Annotated in this window: 22 protein-coding genes; 4 read left to right on the top strand and 18 right to left on the bottom strand. The window is 73.4% G+C overall.

The window, feature by feature from the left end; translation table 11 throughout:
• Positions 1-28: 28 nt before the first annotated feature.
• Positions 29-691: a VOC family protein gene (locus QRT05_RS13780; RefSeq protein WP_289447902.1), complete on the bottom strand. Its 663-nt coding sequence runs from the start codon at positions 689-691 to the stop codon at positions 29-31.
• Between the two features lie 37 nt (positions 692-728).
• Positions 729-2,264: a peptide MFS transporter gene (locus tag QRT05_RS13775; protein ID WP_289447901.1), complete on the bottom strand. Its 1,536-nt coding sequence runs from the start codon at positions 2,262-2,264 to the stop codon at positions 729-731.
• Between the two features lie 77 nt (positions 2,265-2,341).
• Between QRT05_RS13775 and QRT05_RS13770 the strand changes: the two genes are divergently transcribed.
• Together QRT05_RS13770 and QRT05_RS13765 are read left to right on the top strand one after the other, a co-directional pair.
• Positions 2,342-3,694: a cryptochrome/photolyase family protein gene (locus QRT05_RS13770; RefSeq protein WP_289447900.1), complete on the top strand. Its 1,353-nt coding sequence runs from the start codon at positions 2,342-2,344 to the stop codon at positions 3,692-3,694.
• A 99-nt stretch (positions 3,695-3,793) separates the two neighbouring features.
• A complete protein-coding gene (locus tag QRT05_RS13765) occupies positions 3,794-4,363 on the top strand; it encodes a DoxX family protein (RefSeq protein WP_289447899.1) in 570 nt (189 codons plus the stop codon).
• Between the two features lie 67 nt (positions 4,364-4,430).
• On the opposite strand, the gene QRT05_RS13760 is transcribed toward QRT05_RS13765, so the two are convergent.
• From QRT05_RS13760 to QRT05_RS13715, 10 genes are all read right to left on the bottom strand, one after another.
• Entirely contained in the window at positions 4,431-4,976 is a 546-nt protein-coding gene (locus QRT05_RS13760; protein ID WP_289447898.1) for a GNAT family N-acetyltransferase, read from the bottom strand.
• Between the two features lie 152 nt (positions 4,977-5,128).
• On the bottom strand, positions 5,129-6,637 hold the full coding sequence (gene gatB, locus QRT05_RS13755; protein ID WP_289447897.1) for an Asp-tRNA(Asn)/Glu-tRNA(Gln) amidotransferase subunit GatB: 1,509 nt from the start codon (positions 6,635-6,637) through the stop codon (positions 5,129-5,131).
• Positions 6,634-8,142, bottom strand: a complete 1,509-nt coding sequence (gatA, locus tag QRT05_RS13750) for an Asp-tRNA(Asn)/Glu-tRNA(Gln) amidotransferase subunit GatA (RefSeq protein WP_289447896.1) — start codon at positions 8,140-8,142, stop codon at positions 6,634-6,636. Before gatA ends, gatB begins: the two co-directional genes overlap by 4 nt.
• The gene (gatC, locus tag QRT05_RS13745) at positions 8,139-8,438 is read right to left on the bottom strand and encodes an Asp-tRNA(Asn)/Glu-tRNA(Gln) amidotransferase subunit GatC (protein WP_289447895.1); all 300 of its coding nucleotides are present in this window, start codon (positions 8,436-8,438) and stop codon (positions 8,139-8,141) included. Before gatC ends, gatA begins: the two co-directional genes overlap by 4 nt.
• 10 nt (positions 8,439-8,448) lie before the next feature.
• Complete coding sequence (locus QRT05_RS13740; RefSeq protein WP_289447894.1) at positions 8,449-8,883, bottom strand: pilus assembly protein CpaE; 435 nt, start codon at positions 8,881-8,883, stop codon at positions 8,449-8,451.
• A 130-nt stretch (positions 8,884-9,013) separates the two neighbouring features.
• Entirely contained in the window at positions 9,014-10,015 is a 1,002-nt protein-coding gene (locus tag QRT05_RS13735; RefSeq protein ID WP_289447893.1) for a sugar phosphate isomerase/epimerase family protein, read from the bottom strand.
• Between the two features lie 2 nt (positions 10,016-10,017).
• Complete coding sequence (locus QRT05_RS13730) at positions 10,018-11,202, bottom strand: Gfo/Idh/MocA family protein (RefSeq protein ID WP_289447892.1); 1,185 nt, start codon at positions 11,200-11,202, stop codon at positions 10,018-10,020.
• 68 nt (positions 11,203-11,270) lie between these two features.
• Positions 11,271-12,329: a substrate-binding domain-containing protein gene (locus QRT05_RS13725; protein WP_289447891.1), complete on the bottom strand. Its 1,059-nt coding sequence runs from the start codon at positions 12,327-12,329 to the stop codon at positions 11,271-11,273.
• Positions 12,330-12,400: 71 nt separating this feature from the next.
• Positions 12,401-13,465 carry an ABC transporter permease gene (locus tag QRT05_RS13720; RefSeq protein WP_289447890.1) on the bottom strand — a complete coding sequence of 355 codons (1,065 nt, stop codon included), beginning with the start codon at positions 13,463-13,465 and terminating at the stop codon, positions 12,401-12,403.
• Positions 13,462-14,988, bottom strand: coding sequence for a sugar ABC transporter ATP-binding protein (locus QRT05_RS13715; protein WP_289447889.1), 1,527 nt, complete (start codon positions 14,986-14,988; stop codon positions 13,462-13,464). Before QRT05_RS13715 ends, QRT05_RS13720 begins: the two co-directional genes overlap by 4 nt.
• 150 nt (positions 14,989-15,138) lie before the next feature.
• Between QRT05_RS13715 and QRT05_RS13710 the strand changes: the two genes are divergently transcribed.
• Together QRT05_RS13710 and QRT05_RS13705 are read left to right on the top strand one after the other, a co-directional pair.
• Positions 15,139-16,320, top strand: a complete 1,182-nt coding sequence (locus QRT05_RS13710) for an ROK family protein (protein WP_289447888.1) — start codon at positions 15,139-15,141, stop codon at positions 16,318-16,320.
• Positions 16,321-16,363: 43 nt separating this feature from the next.
• Positions 16,364-17,014 (top strand): ThuA domain-containing protein, encoded by a 651-nt coding sequence (locus QRT05_RS13705; protein WP_289447887.1) that lies wholly within the window; start codon positions 16,364-16,366, stop codon positions 17,012-17,014.
• A 36-nt stretch (positions 17,015-17,050) separates the two neighbouring features.
• On the opposite strand, the gene QRT05_RS13700 is transcribed toward QRT05_RS13705, so the two are convergent.
• Genes QRT05_RS13700 through QRT05_RS13675 form a run of 6 tightly spaced genes read right to left on the bottom strand, consistent with a single transcriptional unit; the run spans position 17,051 to position 24,351 of the window.
• Positions 17,051-18,283 (bottom strand): GNAT family N-acetyltransferase, encoded by a 1,233-nt coding sequence (locus QRT05_RS13700; RefSeq protein WP_289447886.1) that lies wholly within the window; start codon positions 18,281-18,283, stop codon positions 17,051-17,053.
• On the bottom strand, positions 18,280-20,589 hold the full coding sequence (gene ligA, locus QRT05_RS13695) for an NAD-dependent DNA ligase LigA (protein WP_289447885.1): 2,310 nt from the start codon (positions 20,587-20,589) through the stop codon (positions 18,280-18,282). The genes QRT05_RS13700 and ligA overlap by 4 nt, the downstream gene beginning before the upstream one ends.
• Before the next feature lie 39 nt (positions 20,590-20,628).
• A complete protein-coding gene (locus tag QRT05_RS13690) occupies positions 20,629-21,063 on the bottom strand; it encodes a hypothetical protein (RefSeq protein ID WP_289447884.1) in 435 nt (144 codons plus the stop codon).
• Complete coding sequence (locus QRT05_RS13685) at positions 21,060-22,079, bottom strand: uroporphyrinogen decarboxylase/cobalamine-independent methonine synthase family protein (protein ID WP_289447883.1); 1,020 nt, start codon at positions 22,077-22,079, stop codon at positions 21,060-21,062. The genes QRT05_RS13690 and QRT05_RS13685 overlap by 4 nt, the downstream gene beginning before the upstream one ends.
• The gene (gene mnmA / locus QRT05_RS13680) at positions 22,076-23,170 is read right to left on the bottom strand and encodes a tRNA 2-thiouridine(34) synthase MnmA (protein ID WP_289447882.1); all 1,095 of its coding nucleotides are present in this window, start codon (positions 23,168-23,170) and stop codon (positions 22,076-22,078) included. Before mnmA ends, QRT05_RS13685 begins: the two co-directional genes overlap by 4 nt.
• Positions 23,170-24,351: a cysteine desulfurase family protein gene (locus tag QRT05_RS13675; protein WP_289447881.1), complete on the bottom strand. Its 1,182-nt coding sequence runs from the start codon at positions 24,349-24,351 to the stop codon at positions 23,170-23,172. Before QRT05_RS13675 ends, mnmA begins: the two co-directional genes overlap by 1 nt.
• Positions 24,352-24,380: the final 29 nt, after the last annotated feature.

Here is a 24,380-nt window from a genome sequence, read left to right as displayed (position 1 = left end):
GGCGTCCGCCTCTTGGTCCACGGCGCCGCTAGGCGGTGCTCCGCCCCTGCCAGGTGCAGATGCACACCTCGTTGCCCTCGGGGTCGGCCACGATCCAGAACGACGGCGCGGCCTCGTCGCTGACGAGATGCCCGCCGGCCTCGATGACCGCCCGGATCCGGGCCTGGGCGAGGTCGTGCGGAACGGTGATGTCGAAGTGGATCCTGTTGCGCTGCGGGCGCGGCTCGTCCATCTGCTGGAACCACACGGTCGGCCCCACGCCCGCGGGGTCGGACACCTCGCTGCCGTCCGACGAGACGTCGTAGCCGAACACGGCGGCCCAGAACGGCCGCACCGCGGGGATGTCGAGGGCGTCGACCGCGATCTCGAGCATCTCCGAACGCTGCACCGCCGGCTCCATGCCGAGCTCGTCCGCGATCGCCGAGACGGCGCGCGCCAGGTCGATGTCGCGCTGGGTCAGCCGTCCGACGTCATGGCTCGACGTCGTCACGGTGACCTGCCCCCACCGCAGCAGCACGTCCGGGTGGTGGTTGGCCTCGTCAGCCACCTCCGCGATCCGCGCCACGAACGCCGCACCCGTCGCGAAGTCGGGTCCCGTGAACGTCGCCCGCAGCGTGCGCAGCAGCACGCGCCAGTGTCGCGGGTCGACCGCGGCGGTCACGTCGGAGTCGGACAGCGTCTGCTCGGCCATGCGCCCCAGCCTGGCACCGGCGTCCGCGGCCCGCCCGTCAGGCGAGGTGCGCCTTCTCGCCCGCACTCTCCGCGCCCTCGCGGATGTGTCGCGTGACCCACGGCGCGAGAGCGAACATCACGAGCGCGAACAGGAGCGCGACGATACCGATCCCGCCGAAGTACGCGGCGTCGTCCACGTCCTCCGTGGCCTGCACCAGCTGCGCCGTGATGGCGTTGCCCGCACTCGTGGCCAGGAACCACAGCGCCATGGCCTGGCCGCGGAACGCCTTGGGCGCGAGCAGCGTGGTCGCCGCCAGCCCCACGGGCGACAGGCACAGCTCGCCGAGCGTCTGGACCAGGTAGACCACGACGAGCACCCACCAGGGCGACTTGCCGTCGCCCGCGTGCCAGGCGGCAGCGCCGAGGAACACGAAGCTCAGCGCCACCAGGGTCAGGCCGATCGCGAACTTCACCGCGGTGGGCGGACGGTCGTCGAGCCGCAGCCAGAGCCACGCGAACACCGGCGCGAGCAGGATGATGAACGCCGGGTTGAGCGACTGGTAGAAGACCGTCGAGATGGTGATCCCGCCGACCGTGCGGTCCGTGCTGTCCTCGGCGAACGAGGTGAGCGTGCTGCCCGCCTGCTCGAAGATCATCCAGAACAGCATCGCGGCCACGAACAGGGGGATGTACGCGCGCAGGCGTGAGCGCTCCCGCGCGGTCACGTTCGGCGAGCGGAACATGACCCAGAAGGTCGCCACGGGGGCGGCGAGCGCGATGTAGGACAGCGCGTCGACGACCGTGTCCGCCGAGAACCCGCCCTCGACCCAGATCGCGACGAGCAGCGCCACCAGGCAGCCGGCGCCCACCAGGGCGAACAGGCGCCGCACCGGCCCGCGGTCGGCGGGCGTCAGCGGGTTGGGCGGCACGTCCCCCGCGCCGCCCAGGAGCGAGCGGCCGAGGACGAAGAAGACGAGGGCGATGCCCATGCCGATCGCCGCGACGAGGAACCCGGCGTGGTACCCCCACGCCTCCCGCACGGCCCCCACGGCGAACGGGGCCGCGAGCGAGCCGATGTTGATGCCCATGTAGAAGATCGAGAAGGCCGAGTCGCGGCGCGGGTCGTCGCGCGCGTACAGCTCGCCCACCATCGAGGACACGTTGGGCTTGAGCAGCCCGGTGCCGAGCGCCACGAGCACGATGCCCGCGAACGAGAACCCGGCACTCGGGATCGACAGGAGCACGTGGCCCGCGGCGATCACCACGCCGCCGTAGAGGACCGAGCGCCGCGCGCCGATCACCCGGTCGGCGAGCCAGCCACCCAGCACCGAGACCAGGTAGACCGAGGCGCCGTACGCGGCGACGAGCGCCTCGCCGGTCGTCGTGCCGAAACCGAGCCCGCCGTTCGCCACCGTGTCCGTGATGTACAGCAGCAGGATGGCGCGCATGCCGTAGTAGCTGAACCGCTCCCACAGCTCGGTGCCGGAGAGCGTGAACAGCCCGAGCGGGTGCCCGAAGAAGGCGTGGTCGCGGGGCACCACGGAGCCGGTCATCACCCCTGCGGCACGGTCCGACTCGTCAGGTGGGGCCATCGCCCCATCGTGGCCGGTCGTGGCTCGCTCCGCCACCACGAGTCGCCGGGCCCCGACGGACCACCTACCGTGACGCCGTGACGAGCGTGCACTGGTTCCGCCGCGACCTGCGGCTCGCGGACAACCCCGCGCTGGTCGCGGCCGTCCAGCGCGCCCGCGCCGCCGACGACGAGGTGGTCGCCCTGTTCGTCGTCGACCCGCTGCTCTGGCGCAGCGCGGGCGGGCCGCGGCTCGCCTACCTCGCGGCCTCCCTGCGCGCCCTGGACGCCGAGCTCGGCGGCCGGCTCGTCGTGCGGACCGGCGCAGCGGCCGACGTGGTCCCGCGCCTCGCGGCCGAGGTGGGCGCCGACTCGGTGCACGTCACGGCGGCCACCGAGCCGTACGGCCGCCGACGGGACGCCGCGGTGGCCCGAGCGCTCGGCGACGTCGACCTGGTACCCACGGGCTCGCCGTACGCGGTGGCGCCCGGCCGGCTGACGAGCGGCGCCGGTACGCCCTTCCAGGTGTTCACGCCGTTCCGCCGGGCGTGGCTCGACCACGGCTGGGCCGCACCCGCGCCGCGGCCGCGCTCCGTCCCGTGGGCCACGCTGCCCTCGGACGGCGTGCCCGCGGCGCCGCACACCGACGTCGACCTGCCCGCGGCCGGCGAGCACGCCGCGCGAGACCGGTGGCGGCGCTTCGTCGACGACGACCTGGCCCGCTACGGCACGGACCGCGACCGCCCCGACCTCGACGGCACGTCCGCCATGTCGATCCCGCTCAAGTACGGCGAGGTCCACCCGCGCACCCTGCTCGCGGACCTCAGCAGCCACCGCCACGACTCGGCGGGGACGTTCCGCTCGGAGCTCGCGTGGCGGGAGTTCCATGCCGACGTTCTCTGGCACCACCCCGGGGCCGCGCGGACGTCCCTGCGACCGGTGGTGCCCGACGACTCGTGGGCGCGCGGCGCGGCGGCGGACGCCGCGTTCGACGCCTGGCGGGACGGCCGCACCGGCTACCCCCTCGTCGACGCGGGCATGCGCCAGCTGCGCGCGATCGGCTGGATGCACAACCGGGTGCGCATGGTGGTCGCGTCGTTCCTGGTCAAGGACCTGCACCTCGAGTGGCAGCGAGGCGCGGCGCACTTCATGGAGTGGCTGGTGGACGGCGACGTGCCGCAGAACCAGCTGAACTGGCAGTGGGTGGCCGGTACCGGACGCGACGCCGCGCCCTACTTCCGCGTCTTCAACCCGGTGCTGCAGGGCGAGAAGTTCGACCCCGAGGGCTCCTACGTGCGGCGGTGGGTGCCGGAGCTGCGCTCGGTACCCGGCCGAGCCGTGCACCAGCCGTGGCGCCTCGGTGCGGACGCGGCTCCGGGGTATCCCGCGCGCATCGTCGACCACAAGGCCGAGCGGACCGCTGCTCTCGAGGCGTACCAGCGCGGCAGGTGAGAACGGGACGAACGTCCCTGGGGTCTTCACCAAACGCGCACAAAGGTGGAACCACGACGTCGACGACGACGCCGCACCGCCCTCGAAGAAAGTGCGACCATGACCGCCGTCCTTGCTCCCGAAAGCACCGCCACCACCGCATCGTCCGTCGTGACGTCGAGCCGGGCGCGGATCGCGCTCGCGCTCGCCCGCCTGGCCACGGGATTCATCTTCCTGTGGGCCTTCCTCGACAAGACCTTCGGCCTCCACTACAGCACCGGCGCCGCCGTGGCCGAGGGCGAGCCGAGCCTCTCGTGGATCGACGGCGGCACGCCGAGCCAGGGCTTCCTGAAGTTCGGCACCACCGGCCCCCTCAAGGACTTCTTCGGCGACATCGCCAGCCCCGCCACCGACTGGCTGTTCATGCTGGGCATGCTGGGCGTGGGCCTCGCGGTGATGCTCGGCATCGGCCTGCGCGTGTCTGCCGTGGCCGGCTCGCTCATCATGGCGCTCATGTGGCTCGCCGAGTGGCCCCTGCAGCAGGGCTCGACCAACCCGCTGATCGACTACCACGTGATCTACGCGCTGGTGCTGATCATCGCCGCGCTGACCTTCGCCGGTGACACGTGGGGGCTGGGCAAGTGGTGGGCGAACCTGCCCATCGTGCAGAAGTACACCTGGCTCCGCTGACCAGCGACCTCGACGAACGGCGCGTGACCCGCTGCGGGCCACGCGCCGTTCGTCGAGCACGCGCGGCTCAGGTCAGCTGGCCGGCGCGGTACTCGTCCTCGAGGATCGCCATGATGATGGCGTCGCAGTAGCCGTCCCCGTCCCGGTACGCGTCCCGCTTGCGGCCCTCCACGCGGAAGCCGAGGTTCTCGTAGAGGGACTTCGCCCGCGCGTTGATGCTCAGCACGTCCAGCTCGACGCGGTGCAGGCCGATGCCGTCGAACGCGAAGCCCAGCACGAGCTGGATCCCCTCGGTTCCGTATCCGCGCCCGCGGTACGTCGGCCCCATGGAGAGCCTGAGGTTCGCCGAGCGGACCACCTCGTCGACCTCGTTGAGCACGATCTCGCCCCGGAACGCGTCGTCACCGTTGGCGGTGACCGCGAAGTCGTAGCGGCCCTCGGCCGTCGCCAGGCCGGCGCACCAGGCGTCGACCTCCTCGCGCGTGAACGTCCTGGTCGTGCCCGTCAGGCGGTTGCCCTCGGGGTCCGCGAGCATCTCCCACATGGCCTGCGCGTCGTCGGGCCGGATGGGGCGCAGCGTGATCATCTCGCCCTGCAGCGTCGGCTTCTCCACCGGCGTCTCCTCTCGTCCCCACGGACGGTACGGCGCGCGTGTGGCCCCGACGTTACCCGGACGTGTCGGCCGGCCCGCGCCCCCACGCCGCCCCGCCGCCGCCCCGCCGTTGCGCTGCTGGCGGCCCGGCGGGGCCGGGCCGCCAGCGAGCGTCAGCCCTGGGTGCGCTCGAGCACCAGCTCGCGCACGCGGCCGGCGTCCGCCTGCCCGCGCGTGGCCTTCATGACGGCGCCGATGATGGCGCCCACCGGGCCCAGGTTCCCGGAGCGGATCTTGTCCGCCGCGTCGGGCTGCGACGCCAGCGCGGCGTCGATGGCCTCCAGGAGCGGACCGTCGTCGGAGACGACCTCGAGCCCGCGAGCGACCACGACGGCCTCGGGCTCACCCTCCCCGGCGAGCACGCCCTCGAGCACCTGGCGCGCGAGCTTGTCGTTGATCCGGCCGCTGTCCACGAGCGACTGCAGCGCAGCGATCTGCGCGGGAGTGATCGGCAGGTCGCCCAGCTCGACCTCCTGCTGCTTGGCCGTGCGGGCCAGCTCGCCCATCCACCACTTGCGCGCCGCAGCGGGCGAGGCGCCCGCCGCGACGGTGGCCTCGATGAGCTCCACCGCGCCGGCGTTGACGACGTCGCGCATCTCGGCGTCCGCGTAACCCCACTCGCCCTGCAGGCGACGACGGCGGGCGGCCGGGAGCTCGGGGAGCGCCGCGCGGATCTCCTCGATCCATGCCCGGTCGGGGACGATCGGCGCGAGATCGGGCTCGGGGAAGTAGCGGTAGTCCTCCGCGTCGGACTTCACGCGCCCGGCCGTCGTGGTGCCCGTGTCCTCGTGCCAGTGCCGGGTCTCCTGCGTGACCGAGCCGCCCGCGTCGAGCACGGCCGCCTGACGGCTGATCTCGTAGCGGACCGCGCGCTCGACCGAACGGAACGAGTTGACGTTCTTGGTCTCGGTGCGGGTGCCCAGCGGGGACTCCGGCGTGTCCCGCAGCGAGACGTTCACGTCGGCGCGCACGTTGCCCCGCTCCATGCGGGCCTCGGACACCTCGAGCGCCCGGAACAGGTCGCGCAGCGTCTGGACGTAGGCGCGTGCGACCTCCGGTGCCCGCTCCCCCGCACCCAGGATGGGGCGCGTGACGATCTCCACGAGCGGGATGCCGGCGCGGTTGTAGTCCACCAGCGAGTACTCCGCGCCGTGGATGCGGCCCGTCGAGCCGCCCACGTGGGTGTTCTTGCCCGCGTCCTCCTCCATGTGCGCGCGCTCGATGTCGACGCGGAACACGGTGCCGTCCTCGAGCTCCACGTCCACGTACCCGTCGTACGCGATGGGCTCGTCGTACTGCGACGTCTGGAAGTTCTTCGGTACGTCCGGGTAGAAGTAGTTCTTGCGCGCGAACCGGCAGCTCTCCGCGATGGAGCAGTTGAGCGCGAGCCCGATGCGGATCGCGTACTCCACCGCCCGCTCGTTGACGACGGGCAGCGCCCCGGGCAGGCCCAGGGAGACCGGCGTGACCGAGGTGTTGGGCTCCTCGCCGAAGCCCGCGGGGGCGCCGTCGAACATCTTCGTGGCGGTGCCGAGCTCGACGTGCACCTCGATCCCGATCACCGGGTCGAAGCGGGCGACGGCCTCGTCGTAGTCCACGAGGTCCACCAGGGCGGCGCTCATCGGGTCTCCAGTTCCGGGGCGCGGCCCAGCAGCGGGCCGCCCCACTCGTTCTCCAGCAGGGCCTCGAGCGCGGCGCCCACCCGGTAGAGGCGGTCGTCCGCCTTCGCCGGGGCCAGCACCTGGAAGCCGACGGGCAGGCCGTCGTCGGACAGGCCGCTCGGCAGCGACAGGCCGGGGACGCCGGCCAGGTTGGCGGGGATCGTCGCGACGTCGTTGAGGTACATCGCGAGCGGGTCGTCGAGCTTCTCGCCGAGCTTGAACGCCGTGGTCGGCGCGGTGGGCGACACGAGCACGTCGGCCTTCTCGAATGCGGCGGCGAAGTCGCGCTGGATGAGCGTGCGGACCTTCTGGGCCGAGCCGTAGTAGGCGTCGTAGTAGCCGGCCGACAGCGCGTACGTGCCGAGGATGATGCGGCGCTTGACCTCGTCGCCGAAGCCCTGGCCACGCGTCGCGGACATCACGCGCTCGGCCGTCGGGTTGTCGTCGGGGATGACCCGCAGGCCGAACCGCATGCCGTCGAACTTGGCGAGGTTGCTCGACGCCTCCGCGGGGAGGATCAGGTAGTACGCCGCGAGCGCGTAGGTGAAGCGCGGGCAGGAGACCTCGACGATCTCTGCGCCGGCGCCGCGGAGCAGCTCGAGCGACTCCTCGAAGCGGGCCAGCACGCCCGGCTGGTAGCCCTCCCCCTGCAGCTCGGTGATCACGCCGACGCGCACGCCCGAGAGGTCCGCGGCCGCACCCAGGCGGGCCGCTGCCACGAGCGCGGGCAGCGGCTCGGCGAGGCTCGTCGAGTCGCGGGGGTCGTGGCCGCCGATCAGCTCGTGCAGCAGCGCGGAGTCGAGCACCGTACGGGTGACGGGTCCCGCCTGGTCGAGCGACGAGGCGAGGGCGATGAGCCCGTACCGGGAGACGCCGCCGTACGTGGGCTTGACGCCGACCGTGCCGGTGACGGCCGCGGGCTGGCGGATCGAGCCGCCGGTGTCCGTGCCGATCGCCAGAGGGGCCTCGTACGCGGCCACGGCCGCGGCCGAACCACCGCCGGACCCACCGGGGATGCGGTCGAGGTCCCACGGGTTGTGGGTGTTGCCGTACGCCGAGTGCTCGGTGCTCGACCCCATGGCGAACTCGTCCATGTTGGTCTTGCCGAGGATGGGCAGACCAGCCGCCTTGATCTTCTCGACGAGCGTCGCGTCGTACGGCGGCACCCAGCCCTCGAGGATCTTCGAGCCGGCCGTGGTGGGCAGGCCCTGCGTCACGACGACGTCCTTGACGGCGATCGGCACGCCGGCGAGCGCGTGCAGCTGCTCGCCCGCGGCGCGGCGCGCGTCGACGTCCGCGGCGGTCGCGAGCGCCTCGTCCGTGCTGACGTGCAGGAACGCGTGCACCGCACCCTCGACGGCCGCGATGCGGTCCAGGTGGGCCTGCGTCGCCTCGACGCTCGACGTCTCGCCCGAGCTCAGCGCGTCCGCGAGCGCGGCGGCGCTCAGCCGCGTCAGGTCGCTCACGAGTCCTCCCCCAGGATCTGCGGCACCAGGAACTTGCCGTCCTGCGCCGCGGGGGCCGAGGCGAGCACGGCGTCACGGTCCACCGGCGCCACGGGCACGTCGGTGCGGAAGACGTTCGACAGGGGCAGGGGGTGGCTGGTGGCCGGCACGTCCGGCGTGGCGATCTCGCTCACGCGCGCGACCGACTCGACGATGACGTCGAGCTCACCGGCGAGCCGGTCCAGCTCGGCGGAGGTCAGGTCGATCCGGGCCAGCCCCGCCACGCGCGCGACCTCGTCGCGGGAGAGGGAGGACATGCGCCCGAGTCTAGTGCGGTGCCCGCACCGCCTCGTCGACCGCCGCGGTGACGAGCGACAGCAGCGCCAGGGCGTACGCGTCCTCGGCCGTGTCGGAGCCGAACGCCTGCGCCGGCCGGCCCGCGACCTCGATCACCACCTGGAACGAGCCGTCGAGGGACCGGGCGAGCGACCGGAACGTCCCTCCGAGCTTCTCGCGCAGCTGGTCTTCGCGCGGCAGCCACAGGGCGTCCTCCTGCGCGACCGAGTCCAGCGCCCACTCGGTGGTCCCGTTGAAGCCGAGGACCGTGCCCGTGTCGTAGGCGTGCGCCTCGATGGTCATCTCGCTGATCGTGAAGACGTCGTCGTCGAGCCCGTCGACGAGCACCCGGAACCGGTCCCCGGACGCCGGGGTCCACCGCAGACCGGCGGACCGCAGCAGCAGGGCCAGGTCGGTGGAGATCATCGCGTCAGTATCCCCCCGCTCCACCTCAGCGGCACATGCCGGGTGTTGCGGGGGAAGCTCCGGTGGCCGGCCGCGCCGCGGGTCCGGCGCCCCCTCAAGCGCTCCCTGCGGCGCGGCCGGCCACCGGCGTTCAGCGCGCGCTGAACGCCGCGTCGAACGCCGCGGCCGGGGCCGCGAACGCGTTGCGACGCACGAACTCCAGCGCCTCGGCCGCGCCCAGCAGCCGGTCCATCCCGGCGTCCTCCCACTCCACCGAGATGGGGCCGTCGTACCCGATGGCGTTCAGCGCCCGGAACGACGCCTCCCACGGCACGTCCCCGCGACCGGTCGACACGAAGTCCCACCCGCGGTGTTGGTCGGCCCAGGCCAGGTGCGAGGAGAGCCGCCCGTTGCGTCCGTTGCCCAGCCGCAGCTTCACGTCCTTGCAGTCCACGTGGTAGATCCGGTCCGCGAAGTCGCCGATGAAGTCCACCGGGTCCAGCTGCTGCCAGATGAAGTGGCTCGGGTCCCAGTTCAGGCCGAAGGCCTCGCGGTGCCCGATCGCCTCGAGCGTGCGCACCGTGGTCCAGTAGTCGTACGCGATCTCGCTCGGGTGCACCTCGTGCGCGAACCGCACGCCCACCTCGTCGAAGACGTCCAGGATGGGGTTCCACCGGGCGGCGAAGTCCTGGTAGCCCGCGTCCACCGCGGCCTGCGAGACGGGCGGGAACATCGCGACGTACTTCCAGATGCTCGACCCGGTGAAGCCCACGACGGTCTTCACGCCGAGCTTGGCCGCGAGCCGGGCGGTGTGCTGCATCTCGGTCGCGGCGCGCTGCCGGACGCCTTCGGGGTCGCCGTCGCCCCAGACCACGTCGGGGAGGATGTCGCGGTGCCGCTGGTCGATCGGGTCGTCGCACACCGCCTGGCCCTTGAGGTGGTTGGAGATCGCCCAGACCTTGAGGCCGTGGCGCTCCAGGATCTCGAGCCGGCCGGCCACGTACTCCTCGTCGTCCCAGCGCCACGGGTCCAGGTGGTCGCCCCAGCAGGCGATCTCCAGGCCGTCGTAGCCCCAGCCCGCCGCGAGCCGCGCGACCTCCTCGAACGGCAGGTCCGCCCACTGGCCGGTGAACAGGGTGATGGGTCGTGCCATGGTCAGCTCTCCTTGCCGGTGGGGGTCCAGGTGGACTGCGCCTGCGCCGAGCGTTCCACGGCGTCGAGCACGCGCTGCACGGCGAGCCCGTCCGCGAACGTCGGCGTGGGCGCGACGCCCGAGGCGATGCCGCCCACGAGGTCGACGACCTGGTGCGTGAACGCGTGCTCGTAGCCGAGGCCGTGCCCCGCGGGCCACCACGCGCCCACGTACGGGTGCTCGGGCTCGGTCACCACGATGCGGCGGAACCCGGCGGTGCCGGCCGGCTCGGCGGCGTCGAAGAAGTGCAGGACGTTCATGTCCTCGAAGTCGAAGGCCAGCGAGCCCGCCGAGCCGTTGATCTCGAGCCGGATCGCGTTCTTGCGGCCGTACGCGAACCGGGTGGCCTCGAACGTCGCGAGCGCGCCGCCCGACATCCGGCCCAGGAAGATCGCGGCGTCGTCGACCGTCACGGGCCCGGTGCGCTCGGCGTCACCCGACCCGCTCAGCCCGCTGAAGGACGAGGCCACGGGCCGCTCGTGCACGAACGTCTCGAGCACCGCCGACACGCCCGTGACGTGCTCGCCCGTGATGAACTGCGCGAGGTCGACGATGTGCGCGCCGATGTCCCCGAGCGCACCCGAGCCCGCCTTCTGCTTGTCGAGCCGCCACGACAGCGGCGCCTGCGGGTCGGCGATCCAGTCCTGCAGGTACTGCGCGCGCACGTGCCGCACGATGCCGATGCGGCCGTCGGCCACGAGCTGGCGAGCCAGCTGGATGGCGGGCACGCGCCGGTAGGTGAAGCCGACCATCGCGATGCCCGACGCCTGCTCCGCGGCAGCGACCATCGCCTCGGCCTCGGCCACCGAGTTGGCGAGCGGCTTCTCGCACAGCACGTGGCGGCCCGCCTCGAGCGCCGCGATGGCGATCTCGGCGTGCGTGTCGCCGGGGGTGCAGATGTCCACCAGGTCGACGTCGTCGCGGACGACGAGCGCCTTCCAGTCCGTCTCGACGTCCCGCCACCCCTGCACGTCGGCTGCGGCGCGGACGGCGGACTCGGTGCGGCCGGCGACGACGGCCATGTCGACCGTCATCGGCAGGTCGAAGAAGCGGGGCGCGTTGCGCCAGGCCTGGGCGTGCGCGACGCCCATGAAGGCGTAGCCCACCATCCCCACGCCGAGGCGCGGGCGGTCGTTCGTTGTGGTCATCGGGTGCCTCCTCGTGGTGACCGGACCGGACGGGCCGCAGGGCTGCGGCGGCCCGTCCGGCGGGGGTGTCAGGACACGAAGGCCGTCGGCAGGTACTTGTCGACGTTCTCCTTGGTCACCACGGGGGCGTACAGCTGGACCTTGCGCGGCACCTCGACCTCGACCAGGTCGCTCATCGCCTTGCCCTGCACGAGCAGTCGGGCGAGCTTGATGCCGTCGGCGGCCTGGGTGGAGGGGTAGATGACCGTGGCCTTCAGGACGGTGTTGTCCGCCTTGATCGCGTCCATGACGTTCTTGGAGCCGGCGCCGCCGACCATGAAGAACTCGTCACGCCCCGCCTCCTCGATGGCGGCGAGGACGCCGACGCCCTGGTCGTCGTCGTGGTTCCAGATGGCGTCGAGCTTGGGCGCCGCCTGCAGCAGGCTCGCGGCCGCGTCGTTGCCACCCTGGACCGTGAAGTTGGCGGCCACGCGGTTGGAGACCTTCAGGCCGCACTGACCGAGCGCGTCCGCGAAGCCCTTGCTGCGGTCCTGCGTCAGCGGCAGCGAGTCGATGCCGGCGATCTCGGCGACCTTCGCGTCCGTCTTGCCGCCCAGCTGGTCGCAGATGTAGGCGCCGGCGCTGACGCCCATGCCGTAGTTGTCACCGAGCACGGTCGTGCGGGCGGCGTTCGGGTCCGAGAACTCACGGTCCACGTTGACGACGACGATGCCGGCCTTCATCGCCTTGTTGGCGACCTCGGTGAGCGCCGCGCCGTCGAACGGCAGCAGCACGATGGCGTCGACCTTGTCGTTGATGAACTGCTCGATCTGGCTGATCTGCACGTTGACGTCGTTGGTGCCCTCGGCCTGCTTGAGCTCGACGTCGGAGTACTTCTTCGCCTCGGCGACGGCGCCCTTGGTGATGGCACCCATCCAGCCGTGGTCGGCGGCCGGGGCCGAGAAGCCGATGACGACCTTGTCGCCGGGCTCGTCGTTGCCCGAGGTGCCACCGGGCTGGGCCGCGGGGGCCGAGGTGCTGGGCTCGTCCTCGGGGGCGTTCGACGTGCAGCCGGTGAGGACGAGGGTGAAGGCGGCGGCGGTACCGGCGATGGCGAGCCAGCGACGGCGCAGGGGTGCTGCGGACATGGCGATCCTCCTTGATCGGGTGGAGCTGAGCGGGTGGAGCCGGGTGGGGTTGTGAAGCCTGGTGAGCCGGGTCAGGTGCCCGCGCGGGAGCGCTCGGCGATGCGCTGCTGGAGCATCACGGCGACGACGATGATCACGCCCTTGGCCACGTTCTGCGCCGAGCTGGAGACGTTGTTCTGCGTGAACACGTTGTTGAGCGTGGTGAAGATCAGCACGCCGAGGACGGTGCCGACGATGGTGCCGCGGCCACCCGCCAGGAGCGTGCCGCCGACGACGACCGCCGCGATGGCGTCGAGCTCGTAGAACTGGCCGTTGGTGGAGCTGCCGGCCGTGGTGCGAGCGAGCATCAGGACACCGGCGATACCGGCCGCGAGGCCCGCGAGCGCGTACAGGTACATCGTGTGGCGCTTGACGTTGATGCCGGCCAGACGGGCGGCCTCTGGGTTGCCGCCCACCGCGATGGTCCGGCGCCCGAACGTGGTGCGGTTGAGCAGGATCCAGCCGAGGACGGCGACGATCGCGAACGTCCACACGATCTTCGGCACGCCCAGCACGTCGGCGCGGAAGAACGCGATGAACTCCGGGACCTTGACGGTCTGCGTCTGGCGGTTCGCGATGATCTCGGCCAGACCTCGCGCCGCGACCAGCATGGCCAGCGTGGCGATGAACGCCACGACCTTGCCGTACGCGATCAGCACGCCGTTGACGACGCCCGCGACCAGGCCGACCGCGAGCGCGGTGAAGACCATGACGATCCAGTGCGTGTCCTGGGCCATGGTCTGCGTCGCGACCGTGGTGGCCCACACGGAGGCGAGGCCGAGCACCGAGCCGACGGACAGGTCGATGCCGCCGCCGGTGATGACGAAGGTCATCCCGATGCTCAGCACGCCGAGCACGGCGGCCAGGCGCAGGATCGTGAGCGTGTTGTCGATGCTCAGGAACCGGTCGCCGGCGGTGATGACGCCGACGACGCCCAGCAGGACCAGCGCGATCACGAGGCCGAGGTTGCGGCCCGAGGACCCCTTCAGGGGCGACCAGCGGTTGCCTCCGCCCTCAGCGGCCGCGGCCGACGCCTTCTCGACCCGGGCGGACTCGTCCGCGTCGGGCACAGGGGCGGTGACGTCATGCTCGCTCACGCGGCACTTCCTTCCATGACGAGGTCGAGCACGCGGTGCTCGTCGATCTCGGACGACGGTCCCTCGTGGACCACGCGCCCTTCGGACACCACGAGGACGCGGTCGGCCAGGCCGAGCACCTCCTCGATCTCGCTCGAGACCACGACGACGGCCGTGCCCTTCGCGGTCAGCTCGGCGATGAGGGCGTAGATCTCGGCGCGCGCGCCGACGTCGACGCCACGGGTCGGCTCGTCGACCAGCAGCACGCGGCAGCCGTGCACCAGCCACCGCGCCAGCAGCACCTTCTGCTGGTTCCCGCCGGACAGCGTGCGCGCGGCGCGGTTGGCGTCGGCGGGCCGCACGTCCAGCGCGGTGATCTGCTCGCGCGCCTCGCGCTTCTCGGCGCCCTCGTCGAGGAACCCCCCGTTGGCCGTGCGTGCGAACGTGGACAGCGTGATGTTGCGGTAGACCGGCTCGTCGAGCAGCAGGCCCTGGCTCTTGCGCTCCTCGGGGCACAGCCCGACGCCCGCGCGCACGGCGTCCGGCACCGATCCCGCCCGCAGCGTCCTGCCCGCGATCTCGACGCTGCCCGCGGTGGCCTTGCGCGCGCCGAAGATCGTCTCGACGATCTCCGAGCGCCCCGAGCCCACCAGCCCGGCGAGCCCGACCACCTCGCCCGCCCGCACCTCGAAGCTCACGTCCTCGAACGAGCCGCGCAGGCCCAGCTTGTCGACGCGCACCAGCGTGGGCGCGTCGGCCGGCACGGCCGGACGCCTCGGAATCGCGAACTCCACGTTGCGACCGGTCATGAGGCGGATCAGCTCGGCGGTCGGGGTGTCGGCGACGGCGAGCCCGCTCGCGACGGTCCGGCCGTCCTTGAGCACCGTGATGCGGTCGCCGATCTGGCGGATCTCCTCGAGGCGGTGGGAGATGTAGACCACCGCGACGCCCTGCGCCGTGAGGTCGCGGACCACCCGGAAGAGGTTGGCGACCTCCTCGGAGTCGAGGACGGCCGACGGCTCGTCCATGACGATCACCCGGGCGTCGTGCGACAGGGCCCTCGCCATGCTGACGATCTGCTTGCCCGCGGCGGACAGCGTCCCCACCTCGCGGTGCGGGGAGATGCCGCCGTGGCCGAGGCGGGCGAGCAGCTTGCGCGTGTTCTGCGTGGCCGCGCGGCGCTGGGAGAAGCCGCCCTTGGCGAGCTCGTGGCCGAGGTAGATGTTCTCCGCGACCGACAGGCCGTCGACGACGTCGAGCTCCTGGTACATCGTGGCGACGCCGAGCTTGAGGCCGGCCACCGGGCTCGCGATGGTCACGGGCTCGCCGTCGATGAGGATCTGGCCCTCGTCGGGCTGGTGGGCACCGGCGAGGACCTTGATGAGCGTGGACTTGCCGGCGCCGTTCTGCCCGAGCAGGCAGTGCACCTCGCCCGCGCGGACGTCGAGGTCCACGCCGTCGAGGGCTCGTGCGCCGGGGAACTGCTTGACGATGCCGTGCATCGTGAGCAGAGCGGCGGGTGTCTGGGGGTCGTCACTGACCATGCGAACGAAACTAGGACGACTTATGTCGAGCGTCAAGCAAAAGTTGCCACGGATATGGCAGAGTTATGCGAACGTGATCTGCACAAGCCTGCTGCCGGCACGGACGAGCGTCGTGCAGGGGACGCCGGAACGGGGTGGTTCACTGTGCGCATGGACGAGCTGACCAAGTTCGCCCCGAAGCCGACGGGTGCCGGGGAGATGTTCCAGCTCCTCCGGGACGGCACGCCGCGCACGCGTGCCGACCTCGCCACGCTCACCGGCCAGGCGCGCTCCACGATCGCCGCCCGCGTGGACCTGCTGCTCGCCTCGGGTTTCGTGACCCCTGCCGGCGAGGCCAACTCGACCGGGGGCCGCCCGCCGGCGACGTTCCGGTTCAACCCGGCCGCGCGCGTGGTGCTGGCCGTCGACCTCGGCGCCACCCACTCGCGCCTCGCGCTGACCGACCTCGCCGGCGAGGTCCTCGCGGAGCATGCGGAGCAGATCGCGATCGCGGAGGGGCCCGAGCCCGTCCTCGACCGCGTGGTGGAGCTCGCGCACCAGCTCCTGGCCTCGGCCGACCGGCCCGAGTCCGACCTGGTCAGCGTCGGCATGGGGCTGCCCGGACCGGTCGAGCACTCCACCGGGCGACCCATCAACCCGCCGATCATGCCGGGCTGGGACGACGCCGACGTGCCGGGCCTCCTCAGCCGGCGGCTGCACGTCCCGGTGCTGGTGGACAACGACGTCAACATCATGGCGCTGGGCGAGCACACGTCGCAGTGGCCCGAGGTCGACCACCTGCTGTTCGTCAAGGTCGCCACGGGGATCGGCGCGGGCATCATCTCCGACGGCGCCATCCGGCGCGGCGCCCAAGGCTCGGCGGGCGACCTCGGCCACATCGCGGTACCGGGCGGCCTGGACCTGCCGTGCCGCTGCGGCAACACCGGGTGCCTCGAGGCCGTCGCCTCGGGTCCCGCGATCGCGTCGGCACTCAGCGCGCTCGGCACGGACGCGAGCACGGGAGCGGACGTCGTCGCGCTGGTGCGGGCCGGCGACCTGGACGCGAGCCGCGAGGTGCGCGAGGCCGGGCGGCACATCGGTGGCGTGCTGGCCGCGTGCGTGAGCATGCTCAACCCGTCGGTCATCGTCATCGGCGGTCAGGTCGCCGAGGCCGGCGAGCACCTCATCGCCGGGATCCGCGAGGTGGTCTACCGCCGGTCGCTACCGTTGGCCACGCAGCACCTGCGCATCGTCGCGTCCAGGACCAAGGGGCGCGCCGGCGTGCTCGGGGCGAGCGCCATGGCGGCGGAGCACGTGCTCTCCGCGGCGGCGATCGACGCCCACATCGCTTGACCCCGCCCGGCCCGACCCGTGCCAGACCATCCAGGAGGACACCGTGACCCGTCGAGCACTCGTGGTGCGCGGAGGTTGGGACGGCCACGCCCCGGAAGAGGCGGCCGACCTGTTCGTCCCGTTCCTGCGCGAGCACGACTTCGACGTGACCGTCGAGGGGTCGCTGGAGGTCTACGCCGACGCCGAGTTCATGGCGGCGACCGACCTCGTCGTCCAGTGCTGGACGATGGGCGACATCCTGGCCGACGAGCTGCGCGGGCTGCGCACGGCCGTCGCCGCCGGCACGGGCCTCGCGGGCTGGCACGGCGGCATCGTGGACTCCTTCCGCATCGCCACCGACTACCTGCAGCTGGTGGGCGCGCAGTTCGTCGCGCACCCACGCGGGATCGTCGACCACACGATCACGGTCACGCGTCCGGACCACTCGATCGTCGAGGGCATCCACGACTTCGCGCTCCACTCGGAGCAGTACTGGCTGCTCACCGACCCGCTCAACGAGGTGCTCGCCACCACCACGATCACCCCCGGTCCCGGCGACGAGTGGCACGCGCCCGTCACCTCGCCCGCGGTGTGGACGCGGCGCTGGGGGTCCGGGCGCGTGTTCGTCGCGACGCCGGGGCACCAGCTCGCCGACCTGGAGGTCCCGCAGGTGCGCACGATCGTGGAGCGCGGGATGCTCTGGGCCGCCCGCTAGGACGGCGCCACGTCGGCGCTGCCGATCGTCGTCGCGTCAACGCTGCCGGTAGCGGTAGGCGTCGGCCGGCTGGAAGCCGAGCGCGGCGTACAGCCGGGCCGCGATGACGTTGTGCGACTCGACCTGCAGGAAGGCCCGGCGGGCACCGCGGGACCGCGCGACCTCGAGGGCGCGCAGGGTCAGCTCACGGCCCAGCCCGTGCCGGCGGGCGTCGGGCCGCACCACGAGGCAGGACAGCGCGGCCCAGTCCTCGCTGTAGGCGACCCGGATGACTCCGGCGGCATGGCCGTCCACGGCTGCGGCGAGGTAGTCCGCGGGCGCACCGAGCAGCACCTGACGCGCGAGCGCGCGGTCGGCGTCCGCCTTCTTGGCGCCGAGCCAGGTCGAGAGCCAGGCGTCGTCGGGCGCCGCGGCCGAGACGACGTGCAGGTGCGGCCGCTCCGCCGCGGGCGCCTGCGCCAGGTCACGCACCAGCACGTCGGTCTCCGACGCGACCTCGTACCCGCGGGCCTCGAGCTCGGCCTCCACGTCTCTGTCCGCACGCCCGACCCGCACGATGCTGGGAAGACCGGCGGCCGCGTAGACGGCCTCGACCTCGTCGAGCGCCGCACCCACGCCCCGGGACCCGCTCCCGAGCGGGATCGCGCTGTTCGCCCGGCGCGTCACCCCGGCGGACACCCCCACCCGCCAGCCGGCCTCCGTCACGTGCACCCGCGCCGGCGGCCAGGTGGCCTGCTCGACGAGCACCCCGGGCGGCTCGGGCGGGGTCCACGTGTGCACCCGCAGGTGGATCTCGACGTGCCCCCAGTCGCGGTGCGGCTGGGCGACGAAGCCGAGCCGGGCGTACACGCGCTGCGCCGTCTGCATCGCGTCGAGCGTCGAGAGCACCAGCCGCCGTGCGCCCACCACCACGCAGTGACGCATCGCGGCACGCACCAGGTCCTCGGCGATGCCGCGACGCCGCGCCTCCGGGGCGACGGCCAGCATGCGCAGCTCGAGCTCGCCCGGCTCGGCGACCTCCGCGTAGGAGGTGCCGTACGGCGCGAGGGTCACGGTGCCCACGACGACCGACGCGCCGTCCGTCCCCTCGACGGTGGCGACCAGCAGCGTGGCCTCGACGGCCCGCCGCTGCGCGTCACGCAGCTCGAGCGCGTAGTCCTCGTCGGGCGCTACCAGACGGTCGGCGAGGTACGCCTCGGCCGTCAGCGCGCCCGCGTCGGCGACCTGGCTCCCGGTGGCGACCGAGACGACCGGAGCGGCCGCGCTCATGCGGGCTCCTCGGCCGGCGCCACACCCGCGGGTCCGCGCGCGAGGAGCGCCTCGAAGCCGGCCTCGTCGAGGATCCGCAGGCCCAGCTCGCGTGCCTTGGTCTCCTTGGAGCCGGCGTTCTCCCCCACCACCACGAAGTCGGTCTTCTTCGAGACGCTGCCCGACGCCTTGCCGCCGCGGCTCAGGATCGCCTCCTTCGCCTCGTCGCGGCTGAACCTCTCGAGCCCGCCGGTCACCACGACGGTGAGCCCCTCGAGGGTGCGCTCCTGCCCCTCGGCCGCCTCGTCGCGCATGCGCACCCCGGCCGCCGCCCAGCGGTCGACGACGTCCGCGTGCCACGGCTCGGCGAACCAGTCGCGCAGGGACTGCGCGATCGTGGGACCGACGCCCTCCACGCCGGACAGGCGCGCGTCGTCGTCCAGGGCAGCGCGCAGCGCCTCCATCGAGCGGAACTCCTGGGCGAGCGCACGGGCCGCCGTGGGTCCCACGTTGCGGATGCTCAGCGCCACGAGCACGCGCCAGAGGTCCTTCTCCTTGGCGAGCTCGAGCTCGTCGAGCAGCGTGCGTGCGGCCTCGGAAGGCCCCCACGACGCGAGCTCGCGCCCCTCCTCCGCCGCCTGCGCGCGCTGCGCCCTCGTCCACGTGAGCCGCCGCCGGAACGGGCTCCGGCGGCGGACGTTGCCGTCCTCGTCCTCGCGCGGCAGGCCGGTCTCCGGGTCGCGCACGACGACCTCGATCTCACCGAGCCGTGCCAGGCTCCGCTCGCGCACGGCGGCGCGCTCCTCCTCGGGGGCGTCGGGGCCGTACCCGACCAGGTCGAACAGGTCGGCCTCGGTGCGCAGGGGTGGCGTGCGGGGCACGTCGGGCTGCGTGAGGGCGGCCGCCGTCACCTCGCCGAGCGCCTCGATGTCCAGGGCTCCTCGCGACCCGATGTGCTCCACCCGGCCGCGCACCTGCGCGGGGCAGGACTCCGCGTTCGGGCAGCGCAGGTCCACGTCGCCCTCCCGCATGGGGCGCAGCGGCGTGCCGCACTCGGGGCAGTCGGCCGGCATGTGCCACTCGGACCGCGGGTAGCCGTCCTGTCTCAGCGCGTCGACGGCTCCCACGATCTCGGGGATCACGTCACCCGCCTTGCGCAGCACCACGACGTCGCCCACCAGCACGCCCTTGACCTTGACCACGTCCTGGTTGTGCAGCGTGGCCTGGCGGACGGTGGAACCGCTGACGAACACGGGCTCCATGACGGCGAACGGCGTCGCCCGCCCGGTCCGGCCGATGCCGACCTCGATGGCGAGCAGGCGGGTGTTGACCTCCTCCGGCGGGTACTTGTAGGCGATGGCCCACCGCGGTGCGCGGCTGGTGGAGCCGAGCCGGCGCTGGAGGACGATCTCGTCGATCTTGACGACGATCCCGTCGATCTCGTGCTCGACGTCGTGCCGGTGCTCGCCGTAGTACGCGATCATCTCGCGCACGCCGTCCAGTCCTTCGACCACGCGCGTGTGCCCGGAGACGGGGACGCCCCAGCCCGCGAGCAGCTCGTAGACCTGTGACTGCCGTTCGATCCCGGAACCGCGGCTGGCCGGCCACCGCAGCGCTCCGATGCCGTGCGCGTACATCCGCAGGTCGCGGCCGGCCGTGACCCGGGGGTCCTTCTGCCGCAGCGATCCGGCCGCCGCGTTGCGCGGGTTGGCGAACGCCGGCCGGCCCGCGGCCACCTGCGCCTCGTTGAGCGCGGTGAAGGCCTCCACCGGGAAGAAGATCTCGCCCCGGATCTCGATGAGGTCGGGGTGACCCGCCGGGTCGCCCGCGAGCCGGTCCGGGATGGTGGCGATGGTGCGGACGTTGAGGGTCACGTCCTCGCCCGTGCGGCCGTCGCCGCGCGTCACGGCCCGCACCAGGCGGCCCTGCTCGTACAGCAGCGCGATGGCGAGGCCGTCGATCTTGAGCTCGCACAGATAGTGCGGCTGGGCGCTGGTCTCGAGGTCACGGTGTGCGCGCTCCGCCCAGGTGGCGACCTCCTCGACCGAGAACGCGTTGTCGAGCGAGAGCATGCGCTCGACGTGGTCCACCGACGTGAACTCGGTGGAGAACGTGCCGCCCACGCGCTGCGTCGGCGAGTCGGGCGTGCGCAGCCCGGGGTGCGCCTCCTCGATCGCCTCGAGCTCGCGCAGCCGCAGGTCGTACTCCGCGTCCGACGAGGTGGGCGCGTCACGCACGTAGTACGCGAACTGGTCGGCGCGGATCTGCTCGGCGAGCTCCGTCCACCGTCGGCGGGACTCGGCGGGGATCTCTGGCGCGTCGCTCACCTGCACATCATCGCCCGCACCGCCCACACGCGCGCCGCGTCAGCGCGGGACGCGCCGCCGCCTCTGGACCAGCAGCAGGGTCACGGTCCCGATCACCCCGCCGACGACGAGCACCGTGCCGACCGCCGTCGTCGCCGTCGACGCCTGCGCCACGACGACGTCCTCGCGCACGCCGTCCACCTCCCACGAGCAGACCGAGCGCGCGGGCAGGATCTCGTAGTGCACGCGCGCGCCGGCCCGCGGCGCACCCTCCGCGCCGTACGCCACGAGGCAGGGCTCGGTGCCCTCGTCCGTCACCGCCAGCGTCGTCCGGGCGACCGACAGCCAGCCCACGACGAGCACCGCGATGCCGATGAGCGCGGCGAGGGTGGAGACCAGCATCGCGGCTGCCGTCCGGATGGTCCTGCTGCGCTGGCCAGCCGCCGCGGCGTCCGCCTCCGGCGCGCCCGAGCGGAGGGGTTCGGGGGTCGTCACGCGTCACTCCGTTCGATCACGAGCCGTGCGCACCGCACGGCACCCGCGAGCGCGGCACGCGCGTCGTCGGGCGAGGCCTGCGCGGGCGGGTCGCCCGCCAGCACCACCACGTCGGCCAGGCCGGCCGCCGGCAGGCCCAGGGACGACCAGGGGCGGGTGAGCACGTCGGCCTGGCCGACGACGTCGGGCCCCGCGCACTGCGAGGAGGCCTGGGACGGCACCTCGGCCCACAGCCGCATGCCGCCCTCCACCGCCTCGGCGACGCGCTCCCACCCCGGCTCGTCCAGCCCGGCGACAGCGAGCCCGAACGCGTCGGCGCCGGTGGACCGCAGCGCCGCCAGCGAGGACCACGCGGTCCCGCCGTGCACCGCGACGACGCCCGCGCCGCCGGCGCGCGCACCGGAGACCGCGACGGCCAACCGCTCGGCCGCGTCCGGCACGGCCACCCGCCGGAGCGCCGCGTAGCCCGAGAACGTCGGCAGCACCCCCGCCAGCACCTGCGCCAGCAGCGGCTCGTGCAGCAGCACCTGCACCGAGGCGCCGGGGACCGCACGGCGGAGCGCCAGCAGCCGCTCCGCGAGCCCGGCCGCGAACGACTCGGCGAGCTCGCGCACCGCACCGGTGTCCGAGAGGACCCGGTCCCCGCGGGCGAGGTAGACCGACGCCGCCAGCGTGAGGGGCCCCAGGACGGGGAGGACCAGCGGTCCGGCGTAGCCGTGGGCGGCGACCGCGAGCGCGTCGAGATCCTCGCGCGCGTAGGCCTGCACCCGACCGAGGTCCGAGCCGGGACGGTCGGCGAGCTTCCACCCGTGCGGCCCGAGCTCGACGGGAAGCTCCACCAGGACGCCCGCAGCCGTCCCGACGCGGTCACCCCACGGTCCGCGCGCCGGCAGGGTCGGCACGAACGGCAGGCCGACGACGCCGTCCGGCAGGTCGACCAGGTCACCGACCACCACGCTGGCGGCCTCGAGCGCATCCGAGCCGGGCCACAGGCCCGTACCGCTGACCCGGGTCACCGGGCCGCCACGGGCGCGCGGCGCGATGCGGTCACGGTCGCCTGCCCGAGCACGCGCGTGCCGTCGTAGAGCACGAGCGACTGCCCGGGAGCGACGCCGCGCAGCCCGGTGCGCAGGCTCACCTCGACGCTGTCCCCCGAGACGCGGGCCCGTGCCGCGACGGGCGCCCCGTGCGCCCGGACCTGGACGGAGCACTCGAGGTCGCTCCCGGGCGTCGAGAACCACACCGCGCGGTCGGCGCTCACCACGTCGACGAGCAGCTCGTCCGCGGACCCGACCACCACGCGGTTGTCCACCGGCTCGATCGACAGCACGTAGCGCGGCCTGCCGTCGGCGGCCGGCCGGCCGAGCGAGAGCCCCCGGCGCTGCCCCACGGTGTAGGCGTAGGCGCCGTCGTGCTCCCCCACCACCGTGCCGGCGCTGTCCACGATCTCGCCGGGCTGCGAGCCGAGCCGCGAGCGCAGGAAGCCCTGGGTGTCGCCGTCGGCCACGAAGCAGATGTCGTACGAGTCGGGCTTGGCCGACACCGAGAGCCCGCGTGCCGCGGCCTCCACGCGCGTCACGTCCTTGGACGCGACGTCACCCAGCGGGAACAGCGACCGGGCGAGGCGGTCGGGGCCCATGACGGCCAGCACGTACGACTGGTCCTTGGCGGCGTCGAGCGCCCGGTGCAGCTCGCGCGTGCCGTCCGACCGCACCACCACGCGCGCGTAGTGGCCGGTGCACACCGCGTCGAAGCCGAGGGCGACGGCCTTGTCGAGCAGCGCCGCGAACTTGATGTGCTCGTTGCACCGCACGCACGGGTTGGGCGTGCGGCCCGCCTCGTACTCGGACAGGAAGTCGGCGACCACCGTCTGCTCGAACTGCTCCGACAGGTCCCACACGTAGTACGGGATGCCCAGCACGTCCGCGGCGCGGCGCGCGTCGCCCGCGTCCTCGATCGAGCAGCATCCCCGCGAGCCGGTGCGGAACTGGTCCCGCGTGCGGGAGAGCGCCATGTGCACGCCGACCACGTCGTGCCCGGCATCGACCGCACGCGCGGCGGCCACCGCGGAGTCCACCCCGCCGGACAGAGCTGCGAGGACGCGCATCAGCGCACCCCCGCGAGGCCCGCGGCGCGGGCGCGGTCCACGACGGCCGGGAGCGCCTCGAGCAGCGCGGACACGTCGTCGGCCGTGGAGGTGTGGCCGAGCGAGAACCGCAGCGCCCCGCGGGCCGCGTGCTCCTCGACGCCCATCGCGAGGAGCACGTGGGACGGGCGGGGCACGCCCGCCTGGCAGGCCGACCCGGTGGAGGCCTCGACGCCGGCCGAGTCCAGCAGGTAGAGCAACGAGTCCCCCTCGCAGCCGGGGAACGTGAAGTGCGCGTTGAACGGGAGGCGGCGCGCGGTGTCGGCCGGGCCGCGCAGCACGGCGTCCGGCACGGCCCCGAGGACGCCCGCCACGAGCGTGTCGCGCAGGGCTGCGACGCGCGGTGCCGTCGTCGGGCGCGCCGCGACGGCCTCCGCGACCGCGGCCGCGAACGAGGCCAGCAGCGGCGCGTCGAGGGTCCCCGACCGCACGCCGCGCTCCTGCCCGCCGCCGTGCTGCACGGGCATGAGCTCGAGCCCGCGGCGCGCGAGCAGCGCTCCCGTGCCGCCCGGGCCACCCAGCTTGTGCCCGCTCACCGTGAGCGCGTCGAGGCCGGACGCCGCGAAGTCGACCGGCACCTGCCCGACCGCCTGGACGGCATCGGCGTGCACGGGCACGCCGTGCCGGCGCGCGAGCGAGACGACCTCCTGGATCGGCTGCAGCGCACCGACCTCGTTGTTGGCCCACATGACCGACAGCAGCGCGGCCTGCGCCCCGTGCGCCTCGAGCTCGGCCGCGAGCGCGTCGAGGTCCAGGACGCCGTCGCCGTCGACGGGCAGGAGCACCAGCTCGGCACCCGTGTGCTCCGCCATCCAGAACGCGGGGTCGAGCACGGCGTGGTGCTCCACCGCGGAGACCAGGATGCGGCGGCGGTCGGGGTCGTGGCGGCGGCGGGCCCAGAACAGCCCCTTGACCGCGAGGTTGTCGGCCTCGGTCCCGCCCGAGGTCCACAGCACGTCGGAGGGCCGCGCACCGAGCGCCGCGGCGACCGTCTCGCGCGACTCCTCCACCACGCGGCGGGCCGCCCGGCCCGACGCGTGCAGCGACGACGGGTTCCCCGTGCGTGCGAGCTCGTCGGTCAGCGCGCGGACCGCGCCCGGCAGCATGGGCGTGGTCGCCGCATGGTCCAGGTAGACGGTCACGGGCCAAGTCTACGAACTGGGCCGGGTGG

The organism is Cellulomonas edaphi (assembly GCF_030362815.1).
Lineage (GTDB): Bacteria > Actinomycetota > Actinomycetes > Actinomycetales > Cellulomonadaceae > Cellulomonas > Cellulomonas edaphi.
The sequence above is the reverse complement of the archived record's forward strand: the minus strand, read 5'-3'. Positions and strand labels throughout refer to the sequence as shown.